This window comes from Serratia sp. CY81684 (assembly GCF_052166595.1).
Classification (GTDB): Bacteria; Pseudomonadota; Gammaproteobacteria; order Enterobacterales; family Enterobacteriaceae; genus Serratia; species Serratia nematodiphila.
The window spans coordinates 936050-957666 of record NZ_JBJNOO010000001.1 but is presented as its reverse complement, the minus strand read 5'-3'; the positions used below and the strand labels follow the sequence as shown (position 1 = coordinate 957666).

At 58.5% G+C, this 21617-nt stretch carries 21 protein-coding genes and 1 tRNA gene; 12 read left to right on the top strand and 10 right to left on the bottom strand.

Annotated elements, in window-relative coordinates:
- The first annotated feature begins 35 nt into the window (after nucleotides 1-35).
- Nucleotides 36-602, top strand: coding sequence for a GNAT family N-acetyltransferase (locus tag ACJ8QF_RS04645; RefSeq protein ID WP_280630683.1), 567 nt, complete (start codon nucleotides 36-38; stop codon nucleotides 600-602).
- Nucleotides 586-1146: a hypothetical protein gene (locus ACJ8QF_RS04640; protein ID WP_280630684.1), complete on the top strand. Its 561-nt coding sequence runs from the start codon at nucleotides 586-588 to the stop codon at nucleotides 1144-1146. Before ACJ8QF_RS04645 ends, ACJ8QF_RS04640 begins: the two co-directional genes overlap by 17 nt.
- Nucleotides 1147-1256: 110 nt before the next feature.
- On the opposite strand, the gene ACJ8QF_RS04635 is transcribed toward ACJ8QF_RS04640, so the two are convergent.
- Entirely contained in the window at nucleotides 1257-1559 is a 303-nt protein-coding gene (locus ACJ8QF_RS04635) for a putative quinol monooxygenase (RefSeq protein ID WP_015377386.1), read from the bottom strand.
- Between the two features lie 450 nt (nucleotides 1560-2009).
- On the opposite strand from ACJ8QF_RS04635, the gene ACJ8QF_RS04630 reads away from it, so the two are divergent.
- Nucleotides 2010-3248 (top strand): MFS transporter, encoded by a 1239-nt coding sequence (locus ACJ8QF_RS04630; RefSeq protein ID WP_393925164.1) that lies wholly within the window; start codon nucleotides 2010-2012, stop codon nucleotides 3246-3248.
- A 74-nt stretch (nucleotides 3249-3322) separates the two neighbouring features.
- Nucleotides 3323-3826 carry a DedA family protein gene (locus ACJ8QF_RS04625; RefSeq protein WP_280630685.1) on the top strand — a complete coding sequence of 168 codons (504 nt, stop codon included), beginning with the start codon at nucleotides 3323-3325 and terminating at the stop codon, nucleotides 3824-3826.
- Between the two features lie 220 nt (nucleotides 3827-4046).
- On the opposite strand, the gene ACJ8QF_RS04620 is transcribed toward ACJ8QF_RS04625, so the two are convergent.
- A tRNA-Lys gene (locus tag ACJ8QF_RS04620) sits at nucleotides 4047-4122 on the bottom strand.
- Nucleotides 4123-4471: 349 nt separating this feature from the next.
- On the opposite strand from ACJ8QF_RS04620, the gene cycA reads away from it, so the two are divergent.
- Nucleotides 4472-5872 carry a D-serine/D-alanine/glycine transporter gene (gene cycA, locus ACJ8QF_RS04615; protein ID WP_197752802.1) on the top strand — a complete coding sequence of 467 codons (1401 nt, stop codon included), beginning with the start codon at nucleotides 4472-4474 and terminating at the stop codon, nucleotides 5870-5872.
- A 49-nt stretch (nucleotides 5873-5921) separates the two neighbouring features.
- Here the strand turns inward: cycA and ACJ8QF_RS04610 are convergent, their stop codons facing one another.
- Nucleotides 5922-6845, bottom strand: a complete 924-nt coding sequence (locus ACJ8QF_RS04610) for a DMT family transporter (protein ID WP_004928030.1) — start codon at nucleotides 6843-6845, stop codon at nucleotides 5922-5924.
- Between the two features lie 67 nt (nucleotides 6846-6912).
- Here ACJ8QF_RS04610 and ACJ8QF_RS04605 point away from each other — a divergent pair, with 67 nt between their 5' ends.
- Both ACJ8QF_RS04605 and ACJ8QF_RS04600 read left to right on the top strand, forming a co-directional pair.
- Complete coding sequence (locus ACJ8QF_RS04605) at nucleotides 6913-7488, top strand: helix-turn-helix domain-containing protein (protein ID WP_004928032.1); 576 nt, start codon at nucleotides 6913-6915, stop codon at nucleotides 7486-7488.
- Nucleotides 7489-7605: 117 nt separating this feature from the next.
- Nucleotides 7606-8070 carry a helix-turn-helix domain-containing protein gene (locus tag ACJ8QF_RS04600; protein WP_197752804.1) on the top strand — a complete coding sequence of 155 codons (465 nt, stop codon included), beginning with the start codon at nucleotides 7606-7608 and terminating at the stop codon, nucleotides 8068-8070.
- On the opposite strand, the gene ACJ8QF_RS04595 is transcribed toward ACJ8QF_RS04600, so the two are convergent.
- Nucleotides 8054-8977, bottom strand: coding sequence for a LysR family transcriptional regulator (locus ACJ8QF_RS04595; RefSeq protein WP_088381451.1), 924 nt, complete (start codon nucleotides 8975-8977; stop codon nucleotides 8054-8056). The two genes, ACJ8QF_RS04600 and ACJ8QF_RS04595, sit on opposite strands and share 17 nt — an antisense overlap.
- 68 nt (nucleotides 8978-9045) lie before the next feature.
- Between ACJ8QF_RS04595 and ACJ8QF_RS04590 the strand changes: the two genes are divergently transcribed.
- The 4 genes from ACJ8QF_RS04590 (at nucleotide 9046) to ACJ8QF_RS04575 (ending at nucleotide 11878) form a co-directional block, all read left to right on the top strand.
- A complete protein-coding gene (locus ACJ8QF_RS04590) occupies nucleotides 9046-9663 on the top strand; it encodes a LysE family translocator (protein ID WP_442537303.1) in 618 nt (205 codons plus the stop codon).
- Nucleotides 9664-9741: 78 nt separating this feature from the next.
- Nucleotides 9742-10341 carry an NAD(P)H:quinone oxidoreductase gene (gene wrbA / locus ACJ8QF_RS04585; RefSeq protein ID WP_004928045.1) on the top strand — a complete coding sequence of 200 codons (600 nt, stop codon included), beginning with the start codon at nucleotides 9742-9744 and terminating at the stop codon, nucleotides 10339-10341.
- A 235-nt stretch (nucleotides 10342-10576) separates the two neighbouring features.
- Complete coding sequence (locus ACJ8QF_RS04580; protein WP_004928047.1) at nucleotides 10577-10891, top strand: hypothetical protein; 315 nt, start codon at nucleotides 10577-10579, stop codon at nucleotides 10889-10891.
- 186 nt (nucleotides 10892-11077) lie between these two features.
- Nucleotides 11078-11878, top strand: coding sequence for a DNA/RNA non-specific endonuclease (locus tag ACJ8QF_RS04575; RefSeq protein ID WP_015377376.1), 801 nt, complete (start codon nucleotides 11078-11080; stop codon nucleotides 11876-11878).
- 49 nt (nucleotides 11879-11927) lie between these two features.
- Here the strand turns inward: ACJ8QF_RS04575 and ACJ8QF_RS04570 are convergent, their stop codons facing one another.
- Together ACJ8QF_RS04570 and ACJ8QF_RS04565 are read right to left on the bottom strand one after the other, a co-directional pair.
- Nucleotides 11928-15008, bottom strand: a complete 3081-nt coding sequence (locus tag ACJ8QF_RS04570; RefSeq protein ID WP_442537302.1) for a MexW/MexI family multidrug efflux RND transporter permease subunit — start codon at nucleotides 15006-15008, stop codon at nucleotides 11928-11930.
- A 10-nt stretch (nucleotides 15009-15018) separates the two neighbouring features.
- The gene (locus ACJ8QF_RS04565; protein ID WP_442537301.1) at nucleotides 15019-16104 is read right to left on the bottom strand and encodes an efflux RND transporter periplasmic adaptor subunit; all 1086 of its coding nucleotides are present in this window, start codon (nucleotides 16102-16104) and stop codon (nucleotides 15019-15021) included.
- A 145-nt stretch (nucleotides 16105-16249) separates the two neighbouring features.
- On the opposite strand from ACJ8QF_RS04565, the gene soxR reads away from it, so the two are divergent.
- Nucleotides 16250-16723: a redox-sensitive transcriptional activator SoxR gene (soxR, locus tag ACJ8QF_RS04560; RefSeq protein WP_004928063.1), complete on the top strand. Its 474-nt coding sequence runs from the start codon at nucleotides 16250-16252 to the stop codon at nucleotides 16721-16723.
- Between the two features lie 42 nt (nucleotides 16724-16765).
- Here the strand turns inward: soxR and ACJ8QF_RS04555 are convergent, their stop codons facing one another.
- The 4 genes from ACJ8QF_RS04555 to ACJ8QF_RS04540 all read right to left on the bottom strand — a co-directional run bounded on the left by ACJ8QF_RS04555 (nucleotide 16766) and on the right by ACJ8QF_RS04540 (nucleotide 21605).
- Nucleotides 16766-17287 (bottom strand): helix-turn-helix domain-containing protein, encoded by a 522-nt coding sequence (locus ACJ8QF_RS04555; protein WP_275095695.1) that lies wholly within the window; start codon nucleotides 17285-17287, stop codon nucleotides 16766-16768.
- Nucleotides 17288-17369: 82 nt separating this feature from the next.
- Nucleotides 17370-17894, bottom strand: coding sequence for a hypothetical protein (locus tag ACJ8QF_RS04550; protein ID WP_346593311.1), 525 nt, complete (start codon nucleotides 17892-17894; stop codon nucleotides 17370-17372).
- A 135-nt stretch (nucleotides 17895-18029) separates the two neighbouring features.
- Nucleotides 18030-19094, bottom strand: a complete 1065-nt coding sequence (locus ACJ8QF_RS04545) for a fimbrial protein (protein ID WP_275095693.1) — start codon at nucleotides 19092-19094, stop codon at nucleotides 18030-18032.
- A gap of 15 nt (nucleotides 19095-19109) precedes the next feature.
- Complete coding sequence (locus tag ACJ8QF_RS04540) at nucleotides 19110-21605, bottom strand: fimbria/pilus outer membrane usher protein (protein ID WP_442537300.1); 2496 nt, start codon at nucleotides 21603-21605, stop codon at nucleotides 19110-19112.
- Between the last annotated feature and the right edge of the window lie 12 nt (nucleotides 21606-21617).

Sequence of the window (21617 nt, the reverse complement as noted above, 5' to 3'; positions counted from 1 at the left end):
TGCCGGTAGCCCTAATGCGCTGATAAGGAAAAACAATGCGCCATTTGCCTCTACAGACCCCCAGACTGATCCTGCGCCCGTTCACCGCCGACGATCTGCCCCACTTTACCGCCTATCGCAGCCATCCTGACGTGGCGCGCTATCAAAGCTGGAGCGACTACAGCGCCGCCGAGGCACAGGCCTTTTTCGCACAGCAACGGCAGCTCGAATTCAACCGTGACGACAGCTGGTTTCAACTGGCGGTCGAGCGCCGCGAAGACGGCGCGTTGCTGGGCGATGTCGCGGTGCATTTTTTCGATGAAGGGCGTCAGGCTGAACTGGGCGTGACCTTCGATCCGGTTCATCAGCAGCAAGGACAAGCGCGCGAGGCGCTAAGCGCCGTCATCGCCCTGCTGTTCGGGCCGCTGGCGAAACACCGCATTACTGCGGTGGTAGACGCGCGTAATCTTCGCGCCGCCGCGTTGTTCAGTAAGCTGGGCTTTCGCCGTGAGGCCTGTTGGCGGCAAAACGTGTTTTTCAAAGGCGCATGGGGCGACGAATTCGGTTTCGCCCTGCTGCAAAGCGAATGGCGGGAGAATGCAAAGCATGACGCTACTGAATAAATACCTTGGGCAATACCAGTTCTCGGAGCGGCATGCGATCGCCATCACCGCACCGCAGGCGCGGATCCTGGAGGCCGTGGCCGCTTATGATCCCAGGCACGATCGTTTTTTCCGCAGCATGATAGCGCTACGCGAATTGCCCGCGCGCCTGATGCCACGCGATAAACCCAGCCCGCCACCGTTTGGCCTGCATAACTTTTGCCTGCTTGAGCAGGATGAGAGCGCGTTGGTCTATGGCCTGATCGGCCGATTTTGGCAGGCTGAATACGGCCTGGCGCAGGTCGCCGACGGGGCGGGGTTTCTGGCTTTCGCGCAGCCCGGCGTCGCCAAACTGGCGCTGGGTTATGTCGTGAGCCCCTCCGAGGGTGGGCGCTGTCGTCTGGTGACGGAAACGCGTATCTTCTGCCCCGACGACGCCAGCTGGCGGCGGTTTACCCCCTATTGGTATGCGATTCGCCTGGTGAGCGGGTTGATACGGCGCCGTATGTTGCGCGCCATTAAAACCGCCAGCGAAAAGCAGGCAGTGAATCATTCACCAAGCTGATTTATTTAAGAGCATTCTTAGAGAATGAAAATCATTATCAGCCTATTTTTTAAACACAACAAGATAGTAATGAGAAGCCATTGACCCCGCCCCTGCGGGGATTTTTTCGCCTATTTATCACCTGTTTCAGGAAATGCCTGCATAAACAGGAAGGTACAAGGCTTGCGCTGATAGTGATTGATCTGCGGCACCAGCCGGGTGAAATGCTCGGTCTGACAATGCACATCCAGGGCGGCGCGATCCGGCCAGCTTTCGATAAAAATAAAATGCCCGGGATCCTGCTGGTCGATGCACAGTTCATAGCTGATGCACAGCGGCTCTTGACGGGTTTTCTCCACCAGCTCGCGATACCACGGCATAACGGTGTCAATGTGTTCCGGGTGGATAAAATCTTCAGCGATGACCTTCAGCATGTTGCGCTCCTGCATTCTGTTTTGCCGTGCCTCACCTTATCGTCCTCCCTCGCGAGATGAAAGCGCCACACTCCAGCTCTAACACCGGGTTGCCAATTCGGTGATAGCGCACACAGATCTCGATCAAAGCGCTTGAACGCGCCCTGGCCCTGTGTGAACTTTCAATTAACAAAAAAGCAACACACCATTCACCATGGTGATGTCTGCATCAATCTGCCGACCCGATACGCGGCATTTTTTCACCCCAAAAGGCCTGACCATTAGACCTTTAGGGTTTGCGAAAAAAGTCCGCTGTTACCGTCGTGTTGAGGGCAACGGCGCCAGGACGGTCCTTATGACCGACGCTTGTCATTCTCAGAAAAGAGGTTACCGCCAGTGAATCACGCCACCTATGCCGCTCCTGCGCTCAACGCCGCCATTCGCAAAACCTGGCGCAGACTGGTGCCCTTGATGTTCGCCATGTACTTCATCGCCTTTATCGACAGGGTTAACGTCGGCTTTGCCAAGGACGCGATGGCCATCGATATCGCGCTGTCGCAATCCGCCTTTGCCCTGGGCGCCGGGATATTTTTTGCCGCCTATGCGCTGTTCGGCATCCCGGCCAACCTGCTGATGAACCGCTGGGGCGCCAAACGCTGGCTCAGCGCCACCACCGCGCTGTGGGGGGCGCTGTCGGCCTGCACCGGGCTGGTGACCAATGAACAGCAATTTATCGTCCTGCGGTTTCTGCTGGGGATCGCCGAAGCCGGCTTTTACCCCGGCATCCTGCTGCTGGCGTCGATCTATTTTCCCAATAAGGTGCGCGCCTCGGTGATTGGCATTTTCGTGCTCGGCGTGCCGGCGGCGCTGACGCTCGGTTCACCGCTATCGGGAGCATTGCTGGAGATGCACGGCGTGTTGGGTAAACCCGGCTGGTTCTGGATGTTTGTGCTGGAAGGATTGCCGGCCGTCGTCCTCGGCGTCTTCGCCTTTTTCTATCTCGACGATAATCCACGGCAGGCGCGCTTTCTGAGCGAGGAAGAACGCACGGCGCTGGTGGCACAATTGGCCGATGAACAGCAGCAGACCGAAACCAGCAGCGTCAAAGCGGCGATGAGCAGCGGCAAAGTTTGGCATCTGGCGTTGATCTACGGCACCCTGCAGATCGGCGTATACGGCCTGATGTTTTTCCTGCCGTCGCAGGTCGCCTCGCTGATGGGCACCCATCTTGGCTTCAAGGCCTCGCTGGTGGCCGCTATTCCCTGGGCGTTCTCCGCGCTGGGCGTCTATTTCCTGCCGCGCTATGCCGACAGAAAAACCGCCAGACGATTACCGATCGCCGTCGGCTGCATGGTCGCGGCAGCGCTGGGTTTGGTGGTCTCTTCCTATGCCGGCCCTTTGCTCGCCATCGTCGCCCTGAGCTGTTGCGCAGTGAGTTTCCTGGCGGTACAGCCGATTTTCTGGACGTTTCCCGCCCAGGTGCTGACCGGCCCGGCGCTGGCGGCCGGCATCGGTTTTTGCACCACGCTTGGCGCCGCATTCAGCTTTTTAGCCCCGCTGATCCGCACCGAGGCGGAACAGCGTTTTCACAGCCCGCATGCCGGGCCGTTGGTGCTGGCCGCCTTTTCGCTGCTGTGCGCCACGCTGTTGTGGGCGCTCAGAAACCGGCGCACCGACGTGAGCAAGCAAGACGCGGAGATCGCCGGATAGCGGCGCGTTATTTAACCCTTATTGAACCTGCGGATGGGACACTGGCACTCAGCCCTCTCGCCCGCAGGTGTTAAATGGATGAATTGACGCACATTATCGCCAAATACAGTCCGGAACCGGAGATGTTGCTGCTGCTGATTTTCCTGTTCGCGCTGGGAAAATCCGTGATCGTGGTGTCTTCCGCCCTGCCGCCCGCCTCGGTGACGCTGCTGATGGGCATCGTGGCGGGCAAGCACGCGCTGCCCTTCGGCGCAGTTTGGGCGGCCATCGCCCTCGGCGCCGCGTTGGGCTCGATCCTGTCTTTCCACTTCGGCGCTCTGCTATGCCGCCGAGATCTTGGCCGCCGGCTGCCGGTGCGCTTTCACGCTCCGCTGCGCAAAGCGCAAAACGCCTTGCAAAAACGCGGGCTACCGCTGCTGTTCGCCTCGCGTTTTCTGGCGGTGATGCGTTACACCGTGCCGCTGATGGCCGGCATGCTGCAACTGCCGGTGCGGCGCGTCTATGCCACCGCCGCGCTCTCGGCCGCCGTCTGGGCGCTGCTTTTGATGTCGGCTGCGCATTTATTCCCCGTTTCCTGACCTGAAAGATTCTTGGGCAAATGGCCCGCCCCGACGCCGACGTTGCGCCAGCGCACAGCCTTCCTTGCCGTATAAAGTCCGGTGCAACATTGCAGTTTGCGCCAGATCACCTTTCTGAACATCAGTCGAAAAATGCGAATTTTTTTGCAGAATGCGCGCTTAAAACGGCGCAATGCGGGAAGAAACGAAGAAAAGCCTGAGCGTAACACGCTGATTTGGTTGGTGGGTCGTACAGGGTTCGAACCTGTGACCCATTGATTAAGAGTCAACTGCTCTACCGACTGAGCTAACGACCCAACGCGGTAAATTGTCCTCCTCGTCGGCGGCGCTGTCAAACGCTTACACTCATTACTTTTTCTCATGCGAATTTTGCAACCCTTTGTTTAATCAACGAGATAAGCCGCATAAGGTCTGTTAATCCCCTCTTTTGAAGAGTAATCTTCCGCTCCCTGAACGTCCGATTTGCCTCCTCCGTGTAAAGAGTGATCGACTTTTATCCCGCGTATAAATGTTGTAAACATGTTGCACAAAGGTGGCGTTATTGCACTACCTTACTAAAGCCGGGCCAACCGGATAAATGTATAAAAAAGAGCCACTTCAGAGCTCGCGACTTCACTAATGACAGGTAAAACAGGACATCATCAGATGGTAGATCACTCTAAAATAGCGACTGATGCGACGCCCGCTTCAGAAGATCATCTACGGCGAAACCTCACTAACCGACATATTCAACTGATCGCCATCGGCGGCGCCATCGGCACCGGCCTGTTTATGGGTTCCGGTAAAACCATCAGCCTGGCCGGCCCCTCGATCATCTTCGTGTACATGATCATCGGCTTTATGCTGTTCTTCGTGATGCGCGCCATGGGCGAGCTGCTGCTGTCCAACCTGGAGTACAAATCGTTCAGCGATTTCGCCGCGGATCTGCTCGGCCCGTGGGCCGGTTTCTTCACCGGTTGGACCTACTGGTTCTGCTGGGTGGTCACCGGCATTGCCGACGTCGTGGCGATCACCGCCTACGCCCAGTTCTGGTTCCCGGGACTCTCCCAGTGGATCGCTTCACTGCTGTGCGTGCTGTTGCTGCTCGGCCTTAATCTGGCGACGGTGAAGATGTTCGGCGAAATGGAGTTTTGGTTTGCGATGATTAAAATCGTCGCCATCGTCGGGCTGATTGTCGCCGGGCTGGTGATGATCGTCATGCAGTTCCAGTCGCCGACCGGCACCGTGGCCTCATTCACCCATCTGTGGAATGACGGCGGTATGTTCCCGAAAGGCATCAGCGGCTTCTTCGCCGGCTTCCAGATCGCGGTATTCGCCTTCGTCGGCATTGAACTGGTGGGCACCACCGCCGCGGAAACCAAGGATCCGGAGAAGTCGCTGCCGCGCGCCATCAACTCGATTCCGATCCGCATCATCATGTTCTACGTGTTCGCCCTGATCGTTATCATGTCGGTGACGCCATGGAACTCCGTGGTGCCTGACAAGAGCCCGTTCGTTGAACTGTTCGTGCTGATCGGCCTGCCGGCCGCGGCCAGCGTAATCAACTTCGTGGTGCTGACCTCCGCCGCCTCCTCCGCCAACAGCGGCGTGTTCTCCACCAGCCGCATGCTGTTCGGGCTGGCGCAGGAAGGCGACGCGCCGAAATCGTTCGCCAACCTGTCCAAGCGCGCGGTGCCGGCCAACGGCCTCACCTTCTCCTGTATCTGCCTGCTGGGCGGCGTGGTGCTGATTTACCTGATCCCGAACGTGATGACGGTCTTCACTCTGGTGACCACCGTATCGGCGATTCTGTTCATGTTCGTCTGGACCATCATCCTGTGTTCGTACCTGGTCTACCGTAAACGGCGCCCGGCGCTGCACCAGAAATCGATCTACAAAATGCCTGCCGGCAAACTGATGTGCTGGGTGTGCATGGCGTTCTTCGTGTTCGTGCTGGTGCTGCTGTCGCTGCGCGAAGACACCCGCCAGGCGCTGATCGTCACCCCGCTGTGGTTCATCGTGCTCGGCCTGTCTTACGTGTTCCTGCGCAAGAAGAAAACCGCGTGATGCAAAAAAGGGGCGGATCTCTCCGCCCCTTTCTTTTTACGCCTCTGCGCTAATCCGCTTCCGTCGCCACCGCCGCTTTATCCTTGCGCCGCACGCGCAGCTCGCTGACCACCACCCCGATCACGATCAACGCGCCCCCCAATAGCGCCACGCCCGGTAAACGCTCACCGGCGAGCCGCCCGACGATGCCCGCCCAGACCGGTTCACCGGCGTAGATCACCGTAGCGCGCGTGGGTGAAACGCTGCGCTGCGCCCAGTTCATGGTCAGCTGAATCAACGCGCTGGCCAGCCCCAGCCCTATGGCGCTGTACAGCAGGTAATCTGAATACGGCGGCGGCGACTCGCCGGTCGGCGCCATCATCAAAAACGAGGCCAGCGAGGCGGTCGCCAGCTGTACTATGGTCACCCGGCGGATATTCACCTTGCCGGCGAAAGCGCCGATCAGGATGATCTCTGCCGCCATGCCCAGCGTGCCGGCCAGCGTCAGCATTTCGCCGAGGCTCAGCGTCATGTCGGTGCTGCTCGGCGCCGCCAGCAGCATCAGGCCGGTAAAGGCCAGCAGAATACCGATCCACGACATGATGCCGGGGAAGCGCCCCAGCACCAGCCATTGCAGCAGCGGCACGATCGGCACGTACATGGCGGTGATGAACGCCGATTGGCTGCTGCTAATCGTCTGCAGACCGACGGTTTGCATGCTGTAGCCGAACATGATCGCCAGCCCGATCAGCACGCCCGCCTTCAGTTCATACAGGGTCAGGCCGCGCAGCACGCGCAGCGAAAACAGCGTCAACGCCAGCGTGGCGGTGGCGAAACGCAGGCCGACAAAAAAGAACGGCCCGCTGACTTGCATCGCGTGGTGCACCGCCAAAAAGGTGCCGCCCCAGATCATGGTGATGAAAATCAACACCGCTTCCGGCAGCCTGATCTGCGGAACCACGGCGGAAATAAAGGATTTTTTTGCTGCTGACACCGGCTTGCCCTTCCTGCTGAGTGCAATATAATGCACAGATCCTGCCAGTATGAGATAAAGTCCGGCGATGAGCAATACGGCGCATAACGCGAAAACCGATCCCCCCAAAGTGCTGCAGTACCTGAGCAGCAATCTGCGCGGCTACCGCCAACAGGCGGGCCTGAGCCAGATGGCGCTGGCCGAACTTTCCGGCGTCAGCCGCCGCATGCTGGCGGGCATCGAGGCCGGCGATCGCAACGTCAGCCTGGCGGTGCTCGACAAGATCGCCGCCGCCCTGGCGATTTCCTTTACCGATCTGATTCAGGCGCCGGAAGCGCGCGGCAGCCATCTGGTGGGAGAGTTGGCCTGGCAAGGCGCACAGCCGGGCAGCCAGGCGCTGTTCGCCGCCAGCGTGCCGGCCCGCCAACGGGCCGAGCTGTGGGAATGGACGCTGATGCCGGGTGAGCGCTATAACTCGGCGCCGGACGCCGAAGGCTGGAGTGAAATGATCTATGTGATTGCCGGCACCCTGACGTTGGAACTGGAACAAGGCACGCTGACGCTCAGCGCCGGCGCCGCGCAAACCTTCAACAGCGATCAACGTTACGCTTACGCCAACCACGGCGATCTCCCGCTGCGCTTTATCCGCAACGTCGCCTTCTGACTGCCCGCCAGCCCGCGCCGGCGGCGGATGTCGTGTCGCTGTCGTGCCGCTGTCGTGGCGTCGCCACCCCGCGCCTCCTACACTGGATGACAGTGACAGCGAACTCGGGAGTGCATCATGCAAAAGTACCGCATCAGGCCGTTACGTCTGGAAAAAGGCTGGTCGCAGGAGCAGCTGGCGACCATCGCCGGCCTCAGCACCCGCACCGTACAGCGAATTGAAAACGGCGAACAGGCCAGCCTGGAAACCTTGACCGCGATCGCCGCCGCGCTGGGCATGCAGGTCCGCGATCTCAACGCACAGCCGCAACAGACAATGGAGGAGCCTGACGAACAGCGCCTTCGTCGCCAGGTCGCGGCAGAAGGCAAACTGCTGAGCATGGCGGTGCGTTTCGCCGTGATTGGCGTAATGTTGTTCGCTATTAATTGGTTTACCCACCCGCACTATCTCTGGTCGCTGTGGGCGATCGGCGGCATGAGCCTCGCGCTGGTCATGCGGGCGGTGCGCACTCTGCTGCTGCGCAATGCCTTCAGCCGCTGGCAGGAACAGCGTCTGGCGCAAAAACTCAGGCGTCTGCCGTGAGCGTTAGCCACTCGGCCAGCCGGGCCAACGCACTGCCCGGCACGATCGCCTGTGGCGACAGCAGGTAATAGCCGCTGCCGTCAGGCGTAAAACCGAACGGCGCACTCAACAAACCAGCGGCCAGATCGTCCCGCACTTGCAACCACGGGCCGATCGCGATGCCAAGACCGGCGACCGCCGCCTGCAGGCTGAAATAGAAATGATCAAAGCGCTGCTCCGAATGCCCTGCCAACGCCATCCCCTGCTGCTGCGCCCAGTGCCGCCAGGCATCCGGCCGGGTGGCAGAATGCAGCAGTTTAGTGCCGGGCCGCAAACTCCGCAGGCTGCCCTCGGCGATCGTCATCCTTGCCAACGCCTCGGGTTGGCACACCGGCCCAACCTTTTCACTGAACAGCGCCAGGCTATGCACCTGCTTTCCCCAATCGAAGTCATTGCGCCTGATCGCCGCCGTAATGCCGTCATGGAACGAAAACGGCCCGCCACCGGCCACCAGCTGTAAGTTGATATCCGGGTGCGCCTGCTGAAAAGCCGGCAGACGCGGGATCAGCCAACGCATCAACAAGGTCGGTTCACAGGACAAGACCAGCGGCGCGTCGAGCGCCTGCTGGCGCAGTTCCAGCGCGGTATGATCCAGAATGCCGAAGGCCTGCTGCGTCGCCTGAAACAGCTTGCGCCCCGCCGCCGTGAGCAGTACCCGCCGATGGCGGCGCTCAAACAACGCCACGCCCAGTTCCTCTTCCAGCGCCCGCACCGCCCGGCTGACGGCGCCGTGCGTCAAATTCAGCCCCTGCGCCGCCTGCGTAAAACTTTCCAGCCGCGCGGCGGCCTCGAAGCAACGCAGCCCGCCCAACGGCAACGGCCTGCCGGTTTTGCGTGAGTTTTTCTCACCGATACTGTCACTATTCATCGTTTGTCACCGAGAAAAATTACTCTTATAAATCAGTCACTCTATTGATAAACACCGCAAGGATAACTATGACTGAACTCATCGCTGTCGTCACCATTACTTTACTCGCCGTGATAAGCCCGGGGCCGGATTTCGCCATGGTCTCGCGCAATAGCCTGTTGCTTTCGCGCCGCGCCGGCGTCTTGACCGCCTGCGGCATCGGCGCCGGTGTGCTGATCCATGTCAGCTATACGCTGATTGGCGTCGGCGTGTTGATTCAACAGTCGCCCTGGTTGTTTAACCTGCTTAAAGCCATCGGCGCCGCCTACCTGATCTACCTCGGCGTTACGCTGCTGCGCAACGCGGCGCACCATGATGCAGCCCCCACAACAGCGCCGGCCGCCATCAGCGATTTCGCCGCCTTGAAAACCGGTTTTTTAACCAACGCGCTAAACCCGAAAACCACCATCTTCGTCGTCAGCCTGTTCATGCAGGTGGTTTCTCCGCACACCCCGCTCGGCGTGCAAATCGGCTATGGTCTTTTTATCGCCGCCGTCCATATCTTCTGGTTTGCCGCCGTCGCGCTGCTATTTTCTGCGCCGGGCGTCAATGCGCGCTTTTTGCGTTTGCGCCGCGGCATCGATCGTACCTTTGGCGGGCTGCTGATCGCCTTTGGCGCCCTGCTGGCGATCGCCGGCATCAAGTAACGCCGTAACGCCAAGTTCGTCATTCGCTTCTATGCTTATCAGGGGTTTTTGTTGATCATCTGAGAGGGAGTACGAAACATGACGAAACTGTTGGTGCTTTATTACTCAATGTACGGCCACATCGAACGCCTGGCGCAGGCGGTGGCCGAAGGGGCGAATCGGGTCGATAACGTGGACGTGACGATTAAGCGCGTGCCGGAAACCATGACGCCGGAGGCCTTCGCCAAGGCCGGAGGCAAGCAACACCAGCAGGCGCCGGTCGCCACCCCGCAAGAGCTGGCGGACTATGACGGCATTATTTTCGGCACGCCGACCCGCTTCGGCAATATGGCCGGGCAAATGCGCACCTTCCTCGATCAGACCGGCGGCCTGTGGGCTTCCGGCGCGCTGTACGGCAAGGTAGGCAGCGTCTTCTCCTCCACCGGCACCGGCGGTGGCCAGGAACAGACCATCAGTTCGACCTGGACCACGCTGGCACACCACGGTTTCATCATCGTGCCGATCGGCTATGCGACGCAGGAGCTGTTTGACGTTTCACAGGTGCGCGGCGGCACCCCGTACGGCGCCACCACCATCGCCGGCGCCGACGGTTCGCGGCAGCCGAGCAACGAAGAGCTGACCATTGCCCGTTATCAGGGCGAACACGTGGCCAAAATCACCGCCAAGCTGAAAAGTTAAGCGCCCTCCAGCCTCGTGATCCAAAGGGCCGCGCATTCGCACGGCCCCATCTTGTTGCCGACCCGCCGCAAGGTTAGAATGCCCCTCCCCCGGCCATTCAGCGTCTGAAGGCCAGGCCCGAATTCGTTCTGCCCGTCGCTCATCCGCTTTCAGCCCGAGGACGGGCGTTCTGTTTTTTGCGCACAGCGAAGGGAATAAGTCAGTGTCTAAAGATTTTGATGAGCTAATAAGAGACATGGATCTTATTATTGAAAATGTAGACAGCTTCAAGGCTCTGGCTCCGCGCGCGCCCGAGCCGGCTCCGGCCCCGCCGCCGCCGGTTCATCACTACGACTCGTTCTGCGAAAACATCGCGCTGAAAGTCGTCTTGAAGGTGCTGCTGTCTTCGGTGGACAAGATAGTCAAAGTGCAGATCGCCAACAAGGTCGAACAGGAAATCGCCCAGATCGAACAGCAGGTGGTGCGCGCCGGCGGCGGCCCGGTGTCACCGGGCGATCTGGCGCAGATGACGCACTACGTTCGCCGCACGGTCAACGACCTGCTGGAATAACCCCCTTTGAAACGGCGTCTGTTGGACGCCGTTTTTATTTCCGCCGTATTTAACGTGTGGCCTGGCTGTACCATGACTGACACATTCACAACACACATATGTTGCATTGTTGTATTCGTTTCACTGCGATAAGTTTAATTCACTGTAAATATATACAGTATTTTTTAACTTATTGAGGATATGAATATGCGCTTTAACAACAAGATGTTGGCCTTGGCCGCCCTGCTGTTCGCCGCGCAGGCGTCGGCCGACACGCTCGAATCCATCGACAACTGCGCGGTCGGCTGCCCGACCGGCGGCAGCAGCAACGTGTCTATCGTGCGCCATGCTTATACGTTGAACAACAACAGCACCACCAAGTTCGCCAACTGGGTGGCCTATCACATCACCAAAGACACGCCGGCCAGCGGCAAGACGCGCAACTGGAAAACCGATCCGGCGCTCAATCCGGCGGACACCCTGGCGCCCGCCGATTACACCGGCGCCAACGCCGCACTGAAGGTCGATCGCGGTCATCAGGCGCCGCTGGCCTCGCTGGCGGGCGTTTCCGACTGGGAATCGTTGAACTACCTGTCCAACATCACGCCGCAAAAGTCCGATCTGAACCAGGGCGCCTGGGCTCGGCTGGAAGATCAGGAACGCAAGCTGATCGATCGCGCCGATATCTCCTCGGTCTATACCGTGACCGGGCCGCTGTATGAGCGCGATATGGGCAAACTGCCGGGCACCCAGAAAGCGCACACCATCCCCAGCGCCTACTGGAAGGTGATTTTCATCAACAACAGCCCGGCGGTGAACCACTATGCCGCCTTCCTGTTCGACCAGAACACGCCGAAGGGCGCCGATTTCTGCCAATTCCGCGTGACGGTGGACGAGATCGAGAAACGCACCGGCCTGATCATCTGGGCCGGTCTGCCGGACGACGTGCAGGCTTCGCTGAAGAGCAAACCGGGCGTTCTGCCGGAGTTGATGGGCTGCAAAAACTGACGAAAAAACCCGCCGAAGCGGGTTTATTCTTCACGCGGGCGCCGGCGGATTATTCCGTCAGCGCCTTTTGCGCGGCGGCCAACTCACGCTGACGAGGTGAGGCTACCGCGTGATCGCGCGCCAACAGCGTATACACCGTCGGCAACACAAACAGGGTAAACAGCGTGCCCACCAGCATGCCGGAGACGATCACCAGCCCCAGGCCGAAGCGACTGGCAGCCCCGGCGCCGCTGGCGAACAGCAGCGGGATCAAACCGAACACCATCGCCCCGGTGGTCATCAGCACCGGCCGCAGACGAATTTGCGCCGCCTGCAAAATTGCGGCGCGCCGCGTCAGCCCCTGATGCATTTGCAGCTCGTTGGCGAACTCCACCATCAGAATGCCGTGCTTGCTGATGAGCCCGATCAGGGTCACCAGACCGACCTGGGTATAGATATTCATCGTGGCGTAGCCCAGCGCCAGCGGCAGCAAGGCGCCGCAGATCGACAGCGGCACGGTGATGAGGATAATCAGCGGATCTTTCAGGCTCTCGTACTGCGCCGCCAGCACCAGGTAAATGATCACCAACGCCGCCAGGAACGCGAACGCCAACGCGCTGCCCTCCTGGGTGTATTGGCGCGAATCCCCCTGCCAGTCGTGGCTAAATTCGGCCGGCAGCGCATTGGCCTGCCGTTCGAGGAAAGCCACCGCTTCGCCCATCGAAACGCCGGGCGCGGGAATCGCCTGCAGGGTGGCGGCGTTCTGCTGGTTGAACTGGGTCAGCTTGTTCGGTTCGACCTTAACGGCCACCGATACCACGGTGGAGAGCGGCACCAGCGTATTGTCCTGGGCGCGAACATATTGCCGCGCCAGCGCCTGCGGCGTCAGCCGTTGTTCGCGCAGGCTCTGCGGGATAACGTCATAAGCGCGCCCGTCCATCCCGAAGCGGTTGAGGTAGTTCTCTCCCACCAACACCGCCAACGATTCACCGATGTCGCTCATGCGTATCCCCAGACTGTTGGCCTTGGCGCGATCGATGTGCACCTCCGCCAGCGGGTTGTTGTAGTCCAAATCGCTGTCCACCACCATAAACAGGCCGCTGTTTCTGGCGTTCTGTTTCACCTCCTCCAGGATGCGGTACAGCTGCGGGTAGTCCTGCGGCGTACGCAGCACCATCTGCACCGGCAGCCCCCCGGTGGAGCCTGGCAAGGCGGGCAGCTGGAAGGCGAAAATGCTGGTGCCTTCAACATCGTTCACCGCCCGTTGCAGATCGGCCTGCACCGCCGACGCCGAGCGCTGGCGCGCCTGCCACAGCGTCAGGTTGATGCCGCCGATGCCGGACGCCGTGCCGTCGCTGCCGTTGATGATCCAGCGGCTTTCGGTTTCCGGCATGCGGTTGTAAACCTCGTCCAGCTTGTAGGCAAAGCGTTCGACATAGTTCAGGTTGGCCTGCTGCGGCGCCTTGATGGCGGTCAGTACGATGGCCTGATCCTCGGTCGGCGCCAGCTCGCGCTGCGGCATCAGGTACAATAGCGGCAGGCTGATCATCACCAGCAACGCCAGCGTGCCGGTCAGCCAACGTTGATGCAGCGAGAAATCCAGCGCGCGCGCATAGCGCCGCGTCAGGCCGCCGAAGAACCACTCGGCGGCGTGCGCCACGCGCCCTTCGCTCTGTTTGGCCGGCAGCAGGAGCGAACTCATCACCGGCGACAGCGTCAGCGCCACCACGCCGGACACCACGACCGCCCCGGCCAGCGTCAGCGCGAATTCGCGAAACAGCGCGCCGGTCAGCCCGCCCATCAGGCCGATCGGCGCATAGACCGCAGCCAGCGTCAGGGTCATGGCGATCACCGGCCCGGCCACCTCGCGTGCGCCGATCATCGCCGCCGCCAGCGGCGTTTTCCCCTCTTCGATATGGCGATGCACGTTCTCCACCACCACGATGGCGTCGTCCACCACCAAACCGATCGCCAGGACCATCGCCAGCAGCGTCAGCAAATTGACGCTGAAGCCGAAGGCCAGCATCAGCCCGGCGGCGCCGAGAATCGACAAGGGAATGGTCACCACCGGGATCAGCACGGTGCGCAGCGATCCCAGACACAGGTAGATCACCGCCACAACGATCGCCAGCGCTTCGAGCAGGGTATGTACCACTTCATCGATCGAGGCCTGAATAAAGCGCGCGGTCTCGAACGCCAGCGCCATCTTCACGCCCGGCGGCTGCATCTTGTCGATCGCCGGCATCAGGTGGCGAATGCCGTCGACGATCACCAGCGGGTTGCCGGTCGGCGTAGGGAAGACGCCAAGGAACACCGCCGGTTCACCATCCATCAAGGCGCTGGTTTCCGTGGCTGCGGCGCCCAGCTCCACGGTGCCGACGTCTTTCAAGCGCACCAGACCGTTGCCGTCGTTGCGCACCACCAGATTGCGAAACTCCTCTACGCTGGTGAGATCGGTATTCACCCGCACGTTGGCAACCACATACTGCCCTTTCACCTTGCCCGGTGCCGCCTGGTAGTTGTTGCGCCGCACCGCATCGGCCACGTCGGCAGCGGTCAGACCGCGGCCAGCCAGCCGATCGCTGTCCAGCCACAGGCGCATCGCCATTTTTTGCCCGCCGAACACTTCAACCTTGGCGACGCCGTCGATGGTGGTGAACATCGGTTCCACCACCCGCGTCAGGTATTCGCTCAGCGCCGGCGTGGACAGCGTTTTACTGGAAAAACCGACATAGGCCACGGCGGTGGCTTCACCGGCGGAACGCTCAATCACCGGATCGTAAGCCTGCTCCGGCAGCTTATAGCGCACCTGGTTGACCTTGGCCATCACTTCGGTCAGCGCCTGGGTAGAGTCGCGGTTCAGCGCCATGCGCACCGTCACCACGCTGCGCCCCTGCACCGAGGAGGAAGAAAGGTAGTCAACGCCCTCGACGGAGGACACCGCCTGGGCGATCGGCTGCGTAACAAAGCCCTGCATCAGCTCGGACGACGCGCCGGGATAGTCGGTGCTGATGGTGATGGTAGAGTTTTCCAGCAGCGGGTATTGGCGGATCGGCAGTTTGCTGAGCGCCAGCGCGCCGAACAGCAGAATCAAGGTGCTGACCACCAGCGCCAGCACCGGCCGGCGCACGAACAGATCGGTAAATGTCATCGGTCTCTCCTCAGGAACCGGCCTGGGCGGCGTTCAGAGCATCCTGCGCTACCGGCTCGGCCGCCATGCCGTCGCTCAGCTTGAGCTGGCCCGAAGTCACCACCCGGTCGCCTTCCTGCAGGCCGCTGACGATCTCGACGCGCCCATCATTGCGTTCGCCCACGGTGACCGAGACGCGCTTGACCGTCATGCCCTTTTCACCCTGCTGCGCGACGAACACGGTATCGCCGTACGCCGTATAGGTCAGCGCCGTTTCCGGCACCGTCAGCACCGCCACGCGCTGCTGCTGCGTGACGCGAATGCCGGCGTACATGCCGGCCTTCAGCAATCCCTGGCGGTTAGTCAACGTCGCCTGCACCTGCACGGTGCGAGATTTGCCGATCATCGGGTCGATAGCGGTAATAGCGGCGGGGAAAGCGCGATCGGGATAGGCGCCGACCTGCACCGATACCGCTTGGCTCAGCGCCAACCCGGCGCTGCTTTGTTCGTCCAGCGAGAAATTGACCCGCAGCGTATCGGCATCCACCAGGTTGGCCACCGCCTCGGCGGCGTTGAGGTATTGCCCTTCATGCACGCGGCGAATGCCGATGACGCCGGAGAACGGCGCGCGGATCGCCTTTTGCGCGATTTTGGCCTGCGTTTCCTGCACCGCACCGAGCGCCATATCCCGTTCAGCCAGCGCATCGTCCAACTGCTGCCGCGCGGTGGCGTTGAGGTTCATCAGCTTGCGCATGCGCCCCAGCAGCAGATCGGCATTGCGCAGCTGCGCCTGCAGGCGCACCAGCTCAGCCTGCTCGACCGCATCGTTGAGCTGCACCAGCAGTTGCCCCTGCCGTACCGTTTGGCCGGATTCGAACAGGATGCGCGTGATGCGGCCGCTGGTCTCTGCCGCCACTTCCACCTGGCTGGCCGCCTCCAGCTCGCCTACGCCGGCGTAACTGCGCGCCGCCTGTTCACGCAGTGCGGGCGCCAGTGCCACTTTCACCGGCGGATAGGCCGGCGCGCCTTCGCTTTGCCGCGCGGTGGATCGCATCGCTACCGCAGCGACGGCGAGCGCCGCCAGCAGCGCGGCAATAATGAGGTATCGTTTCATCATGTAACGGTTTCTTCCTGATTTTACAGCCAAAGCCACCCTTCCCCCGACGCAGCGCAGGCAAGTGACGAAAGATGCCGGTTGCCAAGCCCGGCTGGCTGCACTATAAAACCTCAGGTTAACCTGAGGTCAAGCCGAGGAATGTGGAATGGCAAGAAATGAACCGATTAACACCTATCGGCTATTGACCGTTGGGGAAGTGGCGAAGCGCAGCGGCGTAGCGGTATCCGCGTTGCACTTTTACGAGAGCAAGGGGCTGATTCAGGCGACGCGCAACGCCGGCAACCAGCGCCGCTACACGCCGGTGGTGTTGCGCTACATCGCGGTGATCAAGATCGCGCAAAGCGCGGGCATTCCGCTGGAGGAGATCCGCGCCACGCTGGGCCGCTTTCCCGCCGGCAGCAAGCTGACCTCGGAGCAATGGGGCGTGTTGTCCTCCGCCTGGCGCAAAACGCTGGATGAGCGCATTCAAAGACTGACCATGCTGCGCGACCATCTCGACGGCTGCATCGGCTGCGGCTGCCTGTCGCTCGCCGACTGCCCGCTGCGCAACCCAAACGATATTTTGGGCCAACAGGGCGCCGGCGCGCATATTTTCGTGCGCCCGGACGAGCACGGATGAACAGGCACTCTCCCCGCGGCCAACGCCCCTGTGGGATTGCGATTACACTCGCTCATCCGCAGCCAAAATGAACTGATGAAAACGTTCAATCTCCAGCTTACGCATGGCATTCATTTTATGTTGGCTGACGGTTTTCTCGGAAATGCCTAATGCTTTGGCAATACGAGTATTGGGTTTACCCGCCAACAGCATGGCCAATACCGAAATCTCTCTCGACGACAGACGCTGCCCTTTGCCGCTTGCAACATACGACGTGATTGCCTCCGTGAACGCGACCAACCCGATGCTTTTTTTTAGACAATTAAAATTCGACAGGCGCGGCGTTTCCACACCGGTCAGCACGATTGCATGGTCAGGTCTGTCTATAATATGCGACAAAAAATTCATGATCCGGCAGATAGAAGAAAAAGAAACAATAACCATATCCGCATGACAATAAACAGCGTGCCCTCTGCCGCCGGCGGGTGAATAGAGATTAATGACCTCAATACCCTCAAAAGGCATCAAAAGCTGCGACATCCCATAAAATAAATAGTAATCGTCGGAAAAGATAGCCACTTGCATAAAGTCATTCCGTTGCCATTCGTCATGGGCCATTTTTTAGACAGCCCATGGAAACGATGTGAGTTAATCGGTGTTGGTTAACTTACTTCAGAGAAGTACATAATGAGCTCAACAACCCGGACAACGATGAAAGATAAAAATCATCCAGATACATAACACCTTCTTCACTGTATTTTACATTATTATCTAAAATTTCATGAATACCCTCTACCGCGCATACGGCATCCTTCCAGACGACACGCTGGCCAAATGGCGAAATCCCTAGATATTGCGCATTCTGGCGGAATCCAACGACGAAATCGCGCAGTATATCGAGAATGATCAGCACCTCACCCCTACTTATACCCTGTTTTAATTGGACTTTATCGAAAAATACGCGAAGAGTGTTCTGTAAGGAGAAGAGGTTTTTGAACAACCCTCCGGCGATGTCCTTCGGCGTTTTCACACTGGTTGATATGACAAAAGGAAGTTCACCGTGCTGCGAAATATATTGATAGAGTCCATTTATCGCCGTCGTCGGTTTAATATCCAAACCGCGAAGAATTACGTCAACCTCATCTTTTAGCGACTTTTCCACCTTAACACCGATCTGGATTTGTTCCGTCATACAGTTCATCCTCAACATAGAGATCCTGATTAAAAACCAATATTATTCAAATAATAATATTTGCCATCAATTACCATGTTAAGATTTTTCTTATTCGTATCAACCTGTTTTTTATTATTAAAAATAACAGAAGATTCATTTATATATAATATTAAGCGTGGCCGATGTGTTAATCGTCCCGCTGCTCACGGTAACCTTGTCGTAAGGATAATAATAGGCCGCCATGCCGATGGAAAATTGCGCATCCAATGCATTACCGACGCCAACATGAAATAATGATGTCGCCGAGCCTTGTACCGTGTTGGAAAGCGCTAACATAACGGGCGTATCCGGTTTTTTAGCATTCACCAGACGAATACCTACACCTCTCGCCGCCCCAGCACTCTTGTCAATCAAAACTGAATTATCCGATGACAGCAGGTTATTGCTGGATAAAAACATATTGATATCACGATCGGTCGTCCCGTCGCTTTGTCGACTCTGACAGCTGAAATTGAGCGTAAAAGGCGTCAGCCCATTTTGCGTGCCCTGAGTTATCTGGGACACTCCCAGCGTCGGCAGTTTCACCGCCAAGCCGGCGTTGTCGAAAGAGCAGGTCGTCATTTTAGGTGCGTATTTGATAGTCATCGGCTGCCCGTACATGTCGCGCTGATCGTAAGGCCAGTTGAAACCGTTGAGCAGCCAGGTCAAAATTTTCAGCAACTGCTTGGCCGGCCATAAAATGATCTCAAGCAACGACATTCCGCTCAGATCGGTCACGAACATCACGTCCTTAAGGCTGACGGTATCGCCGGGGATCGATGTGCCTGTCTTGCTGACCAGACTGAAGCGAATATTCATCGGCTCATTCAGTTCCGAGGCGTTGTGCGTTCCCCAGCCACTGAGTTTCTTGTTAGCGACATCGTTGATTATCTCTGCTCGCACCCAATACTTTCCATTGCTGAATCCCAGAATGGTCGCTTTCGAGCTGTCGGTTGACAGGATCCGGGTATAGCCGAATTCGCTGCTCGAGGTTGAACAGCTAAATGAACCGCTGTATTGCGTATAAAAACTGCCTTCCCAGACCGGTGTCTTGGCGCTGAGCTTATCTGACAAGTCGACGTAGATAGGCGGCGCATATTGGATGCCGTTGCCGTAACATGAAGCGTAACTGTAACCGCTGAACACTAAGGACAGCGTCAGTGCAAGTATCCTGAGCATGGTGTAATTATCCTTTTATCGACAAATGTTGGCTGCGCTGTCCATCGAGATTTGCGGGCGTTCAATCTTGCAGATACCGTCATTCAGCCTGACTTCCAGCGACGTGGGTTGCTGTTCCACACGCAGATACAGGACGCTGGCCTGCCCGACGAAGCCAATGGCGTGTCCGCTTTGATCCGCCACCTCCGCACCAAATGGCAAGGGCACATCGCCACGCTTAAAGGCGCGAAGCGTATAAGGCCGACGCTGATCGGTTTCGAATCTCAAATAGTTGACGGCGCCGGCATAAGGCACGCTGTTGGCGATATTGCCGACGATCTCCGCCCCGGAGCTATTGCCGGAATCCGACAACGTTACGGAGTTTTGCCGGTAAGGCGTCGCGTACGGCACCAAAGCCAATCCCTCGTCGTTAGTGACGATGCTCTCGTCGCCGTTCACCATCAGCCCTTTGGCTTTAGGCGCGTCCACCACCATCATGGTGTTACCCATTTCGTTTGACGCCAGCAAATGCCAAGGGATCGCCACCAGGCTGCCGCGGGCGCTCATACCCAATTGTCGATAGTCAGAGGATTCGCTGTAGGAGCCGCCGACGGTCGTCGCGTTGGCGCGATAGGCTGCATTCACACTCGCCATGCTGTTGCCACCGCTTTGATTACTGCCGGCAAGCGCATAACTCAGTCGGTTCGATTCCAGCGCATTACCGCTCAGGCTCAGCGTGCTTTGTTGATAATGTGAATCGGTAGCCGACAAGCCGGTGCTGAGATAGGCATTATTGTCGAATATCGACAGCGGCACGCTCAGCGAAAGATAAAATCGCGTCTCCTCTTTTCGATCGGAGTTTCTTACCCTACTGGCGGAAACGTTATAACTGATACGTTCAAAGGCGTTTGAATACCCCAGTTGATATTCCCGGCTTTTATTCGTATCCGACCAGTAGTCACGCTGGGTGCCGGAAAAATACAGCGTTCCCCATCCCTCACCGAGCCGTTGATTAAGGTTCAGATTGAAGGTATTGCGCGGACGAGCGGCGCGAACGGCATCCCAGGTATTCAAATCCAGCGGTGCAAGCTCATCGTCATCATGGCTGTTCCAGTAGTCATGGAAGCGTTTGTCGCGTTCTCGGTAACCTTGATGGGTATAGATGGCATCGTTGAAACTGTAATAGCCTTTCGTCGAATAACGATAAGCGGCCAGCGTGAAGTTGGTCGCGGTGGCATCCAGAAATTTGCTGTAGGCAATGCGAAAACTTTGCCCATCCTCTGTGCGATCCTGCAAAGACGTCGAGGCTTGAGTCACATCGACGGATACTGCGCCGATCGGCAAGTTCCAGCCACTGCCGAGCAGCCAGGCGCGGTAATCCTCACTGAGGATCGTGCCGGCATAACCGGTGACCAGATTATTGAATCCATACTGCAGCGTGCCCTGAACGAAAGCGGGAGAGTAGTCGGTATTTGCCTGATTGACTTTACCGGCTACCAGGCCGTACTTGCTGACACCCTGCTTCAACATATTGGGTACGGCGGAAAACGGCACGGTAAAGGACTGCTCTCGCCCGTTCGCTTCCTTGACCACCACCAGCAGATCACCCGCGGAACCGGTAGGCAAGATGTTGTCCAACGTAAAGGCGCCCGGCGGGACGTTCTCCTGATAGATCAGGTTGCCATTTTGTAGCACTTTCACCAAGGCGTTGCTCTGTGCGACACCCCGCACTATCGGAGAAAACCCCTGCTGTGAATTGGGGCGCATATTGATGTCAGACGCTAAGGCGCCGCCCCGTACCCGGATAGAGTCGAACAAATCGCCCGGCGAGTAAAAATCGCCCATGGTCAAGTTTGATTTGATGGCAGCGAAGCCACGCTGCACATAGCGAGTATTATTTTGCCAATCGCTACCTTGCCGCGAACTGCTACGGAAATTGCTGCTGTCTCTGAATTGCCAGCCGGCCAGGTTGAACCCAGACTCCAGGCCGGTATAAAAATCATCAGCAGACGCTTTATCGCCCTGCAACGATTGCACGTGGTAATAGGTAGCGTTATAAGCCAACAACAACGCCGGTACGCCACGATCCCAAAATTTGGCGTCAACATAGCCGGCTTCTGCGCGAATGACTCGCGACTGAGGTACCGTCAACTTCAGGCTAAGCGTCGCCACGTCAAAATCGAAACGCCCTCCTTGCACCAACTTATCAATGGGAATACGGTCGTTATCCGCAACGACGGGCAATGAGCTCAGATCGATGCCCAATAAAGCAGCATCGCGACCGGCAATGCGAATATCGCCTTGGTGCTCGCCGAACAGCAGCGAGAATCGGCCTTTCCAGCTTTGGTTGACATAAACGTCGACAGTCTGGGTTCCCGCCGGCATATCATTGTTGAGGTAAAAGCGCGACAGGTCTGACTCGCGGGATGCTCCTGCCAATAAAGAGGTGTCAAATTTCATTGCCGATGCTTTATTCGGCGAGAGGAATGCAGATACGGTCAGTATCGAAAGCAATTTTATTTTAAGCTTCATTGCTATTCTTCA

Coding starts and splice junctions, on each gene's coding strand:
- ACJ8QF_RS04645 (WP_280630683.1), top strand. CDS start 36: ATGCGCCATTTGCCTCTACAGACCCCCAGACTGATCCTGCGCCCGTTC.
- ACJ8QF_RS04640 (WP_280630684.1), top strand. CDS start 586: ATGACGCTACTGAATAAATACCTTGGGCAATACCAGTTCTCGGAGCGG.
- ACJ8QF_RS04635 (WP_015377386.1), bottom strand. CDS start 1,559: ATGCTGAAGGTCATCGCTGAAGATTTTATCCACCCGGAACACATTGAC.
- ACJ8QF_RS04630 (WP_393925164.1), top strand. CDS start 2,010: ATGTTCGCCATGTACTTCATCGCCTTTATCGACAGGGTTAACGTCGGC.
- ACJ8QF_RS04625 (WP_280630685.1), top strand. CDS start 3,323: ATGGATGAATTGACGCACATTATCGCCAAATACAGTCCGGAACCGGAG.
- cycA (WP_197752802.1), top strand. CDS start 4,472: ATGGTAGATCACTCTAAAATAGCGACTGATGCGACGCCCGCTTCAGAA.
- ACJ8QF_RS04605 (WP_004928032.1), top strand. CDS start 6,913: ATGAGCAATACGGCGCATAACGCGAAAACCGATCCCCCCAAAGTGCTG.
- ACJ8QF_RS04600 (WP_197752804.1), top strand. CDS start 7,606: ATGCAAAAGTACCGCATCAGGCCGTTACGTCTGGAAAAAGGCTGGTCG.
- ACJ8QF_RS04595 (WP_088381451.1), bottom strand. CDS start 8,977: ATGAATAGTGACAGTATCGGTGAGAAAAACTCACGCAAAACCGGCAGG.
- ACJ8QF_RS04590 (WP_442537303.1), top strand. CDS start 9,046: ATGACTGAACTCATCGCTGTCGTCACCATTACTTTACTCGCCGTGATA.
- wrbA (WP_004928045.1), top strand. CDS start 9,742: ATGACGAAACTGTTGGTGCTTTATTACTCAATGTACGGCCACATCGAA.
- ACJ8QF_RS04580 (WP_004928047.1), top strand. CDS start 10,577: ATGGATCTTATTATTGAAAATGTAGACAGCTTCAAGGCTCTGGCTCCG.
- ACJ8QF_RS04575 (WP_015377376.1), top strand. CDS start 11,078: ATGCGCTTTAACAACAAGATGTTGGCCTTGGCCGCCCTGCTGTTCGCC.
- ACJ8QF_RS04570 (WP_442537302.1), bottom strand. CDS start 15,008: ATGACATTTACCGATCTGTTCGTGCGCCGGCCGGTGCTGGCGCTGGTG.
- ACJ8QF_RS04565 (WP_442537301.1), bottom strand. CDS start 16,104: ATGATGAAACGATACCTCATTATTGCCGCGCTGCTGGCGGCGCTCGCC.
- soxR (WP_004928063.1), top strand. CDS start 16,250: ATGGCAAGAAATGAACCGATTAACACCTATCGGCTATTGACCGTTGGG.
- ACJ8QF_RS04555 (WP_275095695.1), bottom strand. CDS start 17,287: ATGCAAGTGGCTATCTTTTCCGACGATTACTATTTATTTTATGGGATG.
- ACJ8QF_RS04550 (WP_346593311.1), bottom strand. CDS start 17,894: ATGACGGAACAAATCCAGATCGGTGTTAAGGTGGAAAAGTCGCTAAAA.
- ACJ8QF_RS04545 (WP_275095693.1), bottom strand. CDS start 19,094: ATGCTCAGGATACTTGCACTGACGCTGTCCTTAGTGTTCAGCGGTTAC.
- ACJ8QF_RS04540 (WP_442537300.1), bottom strand. CDS start 21,605: ATGAAGCTTAAAATAAAATTGCTTTCGATACTGACCGTATCTGCATTC.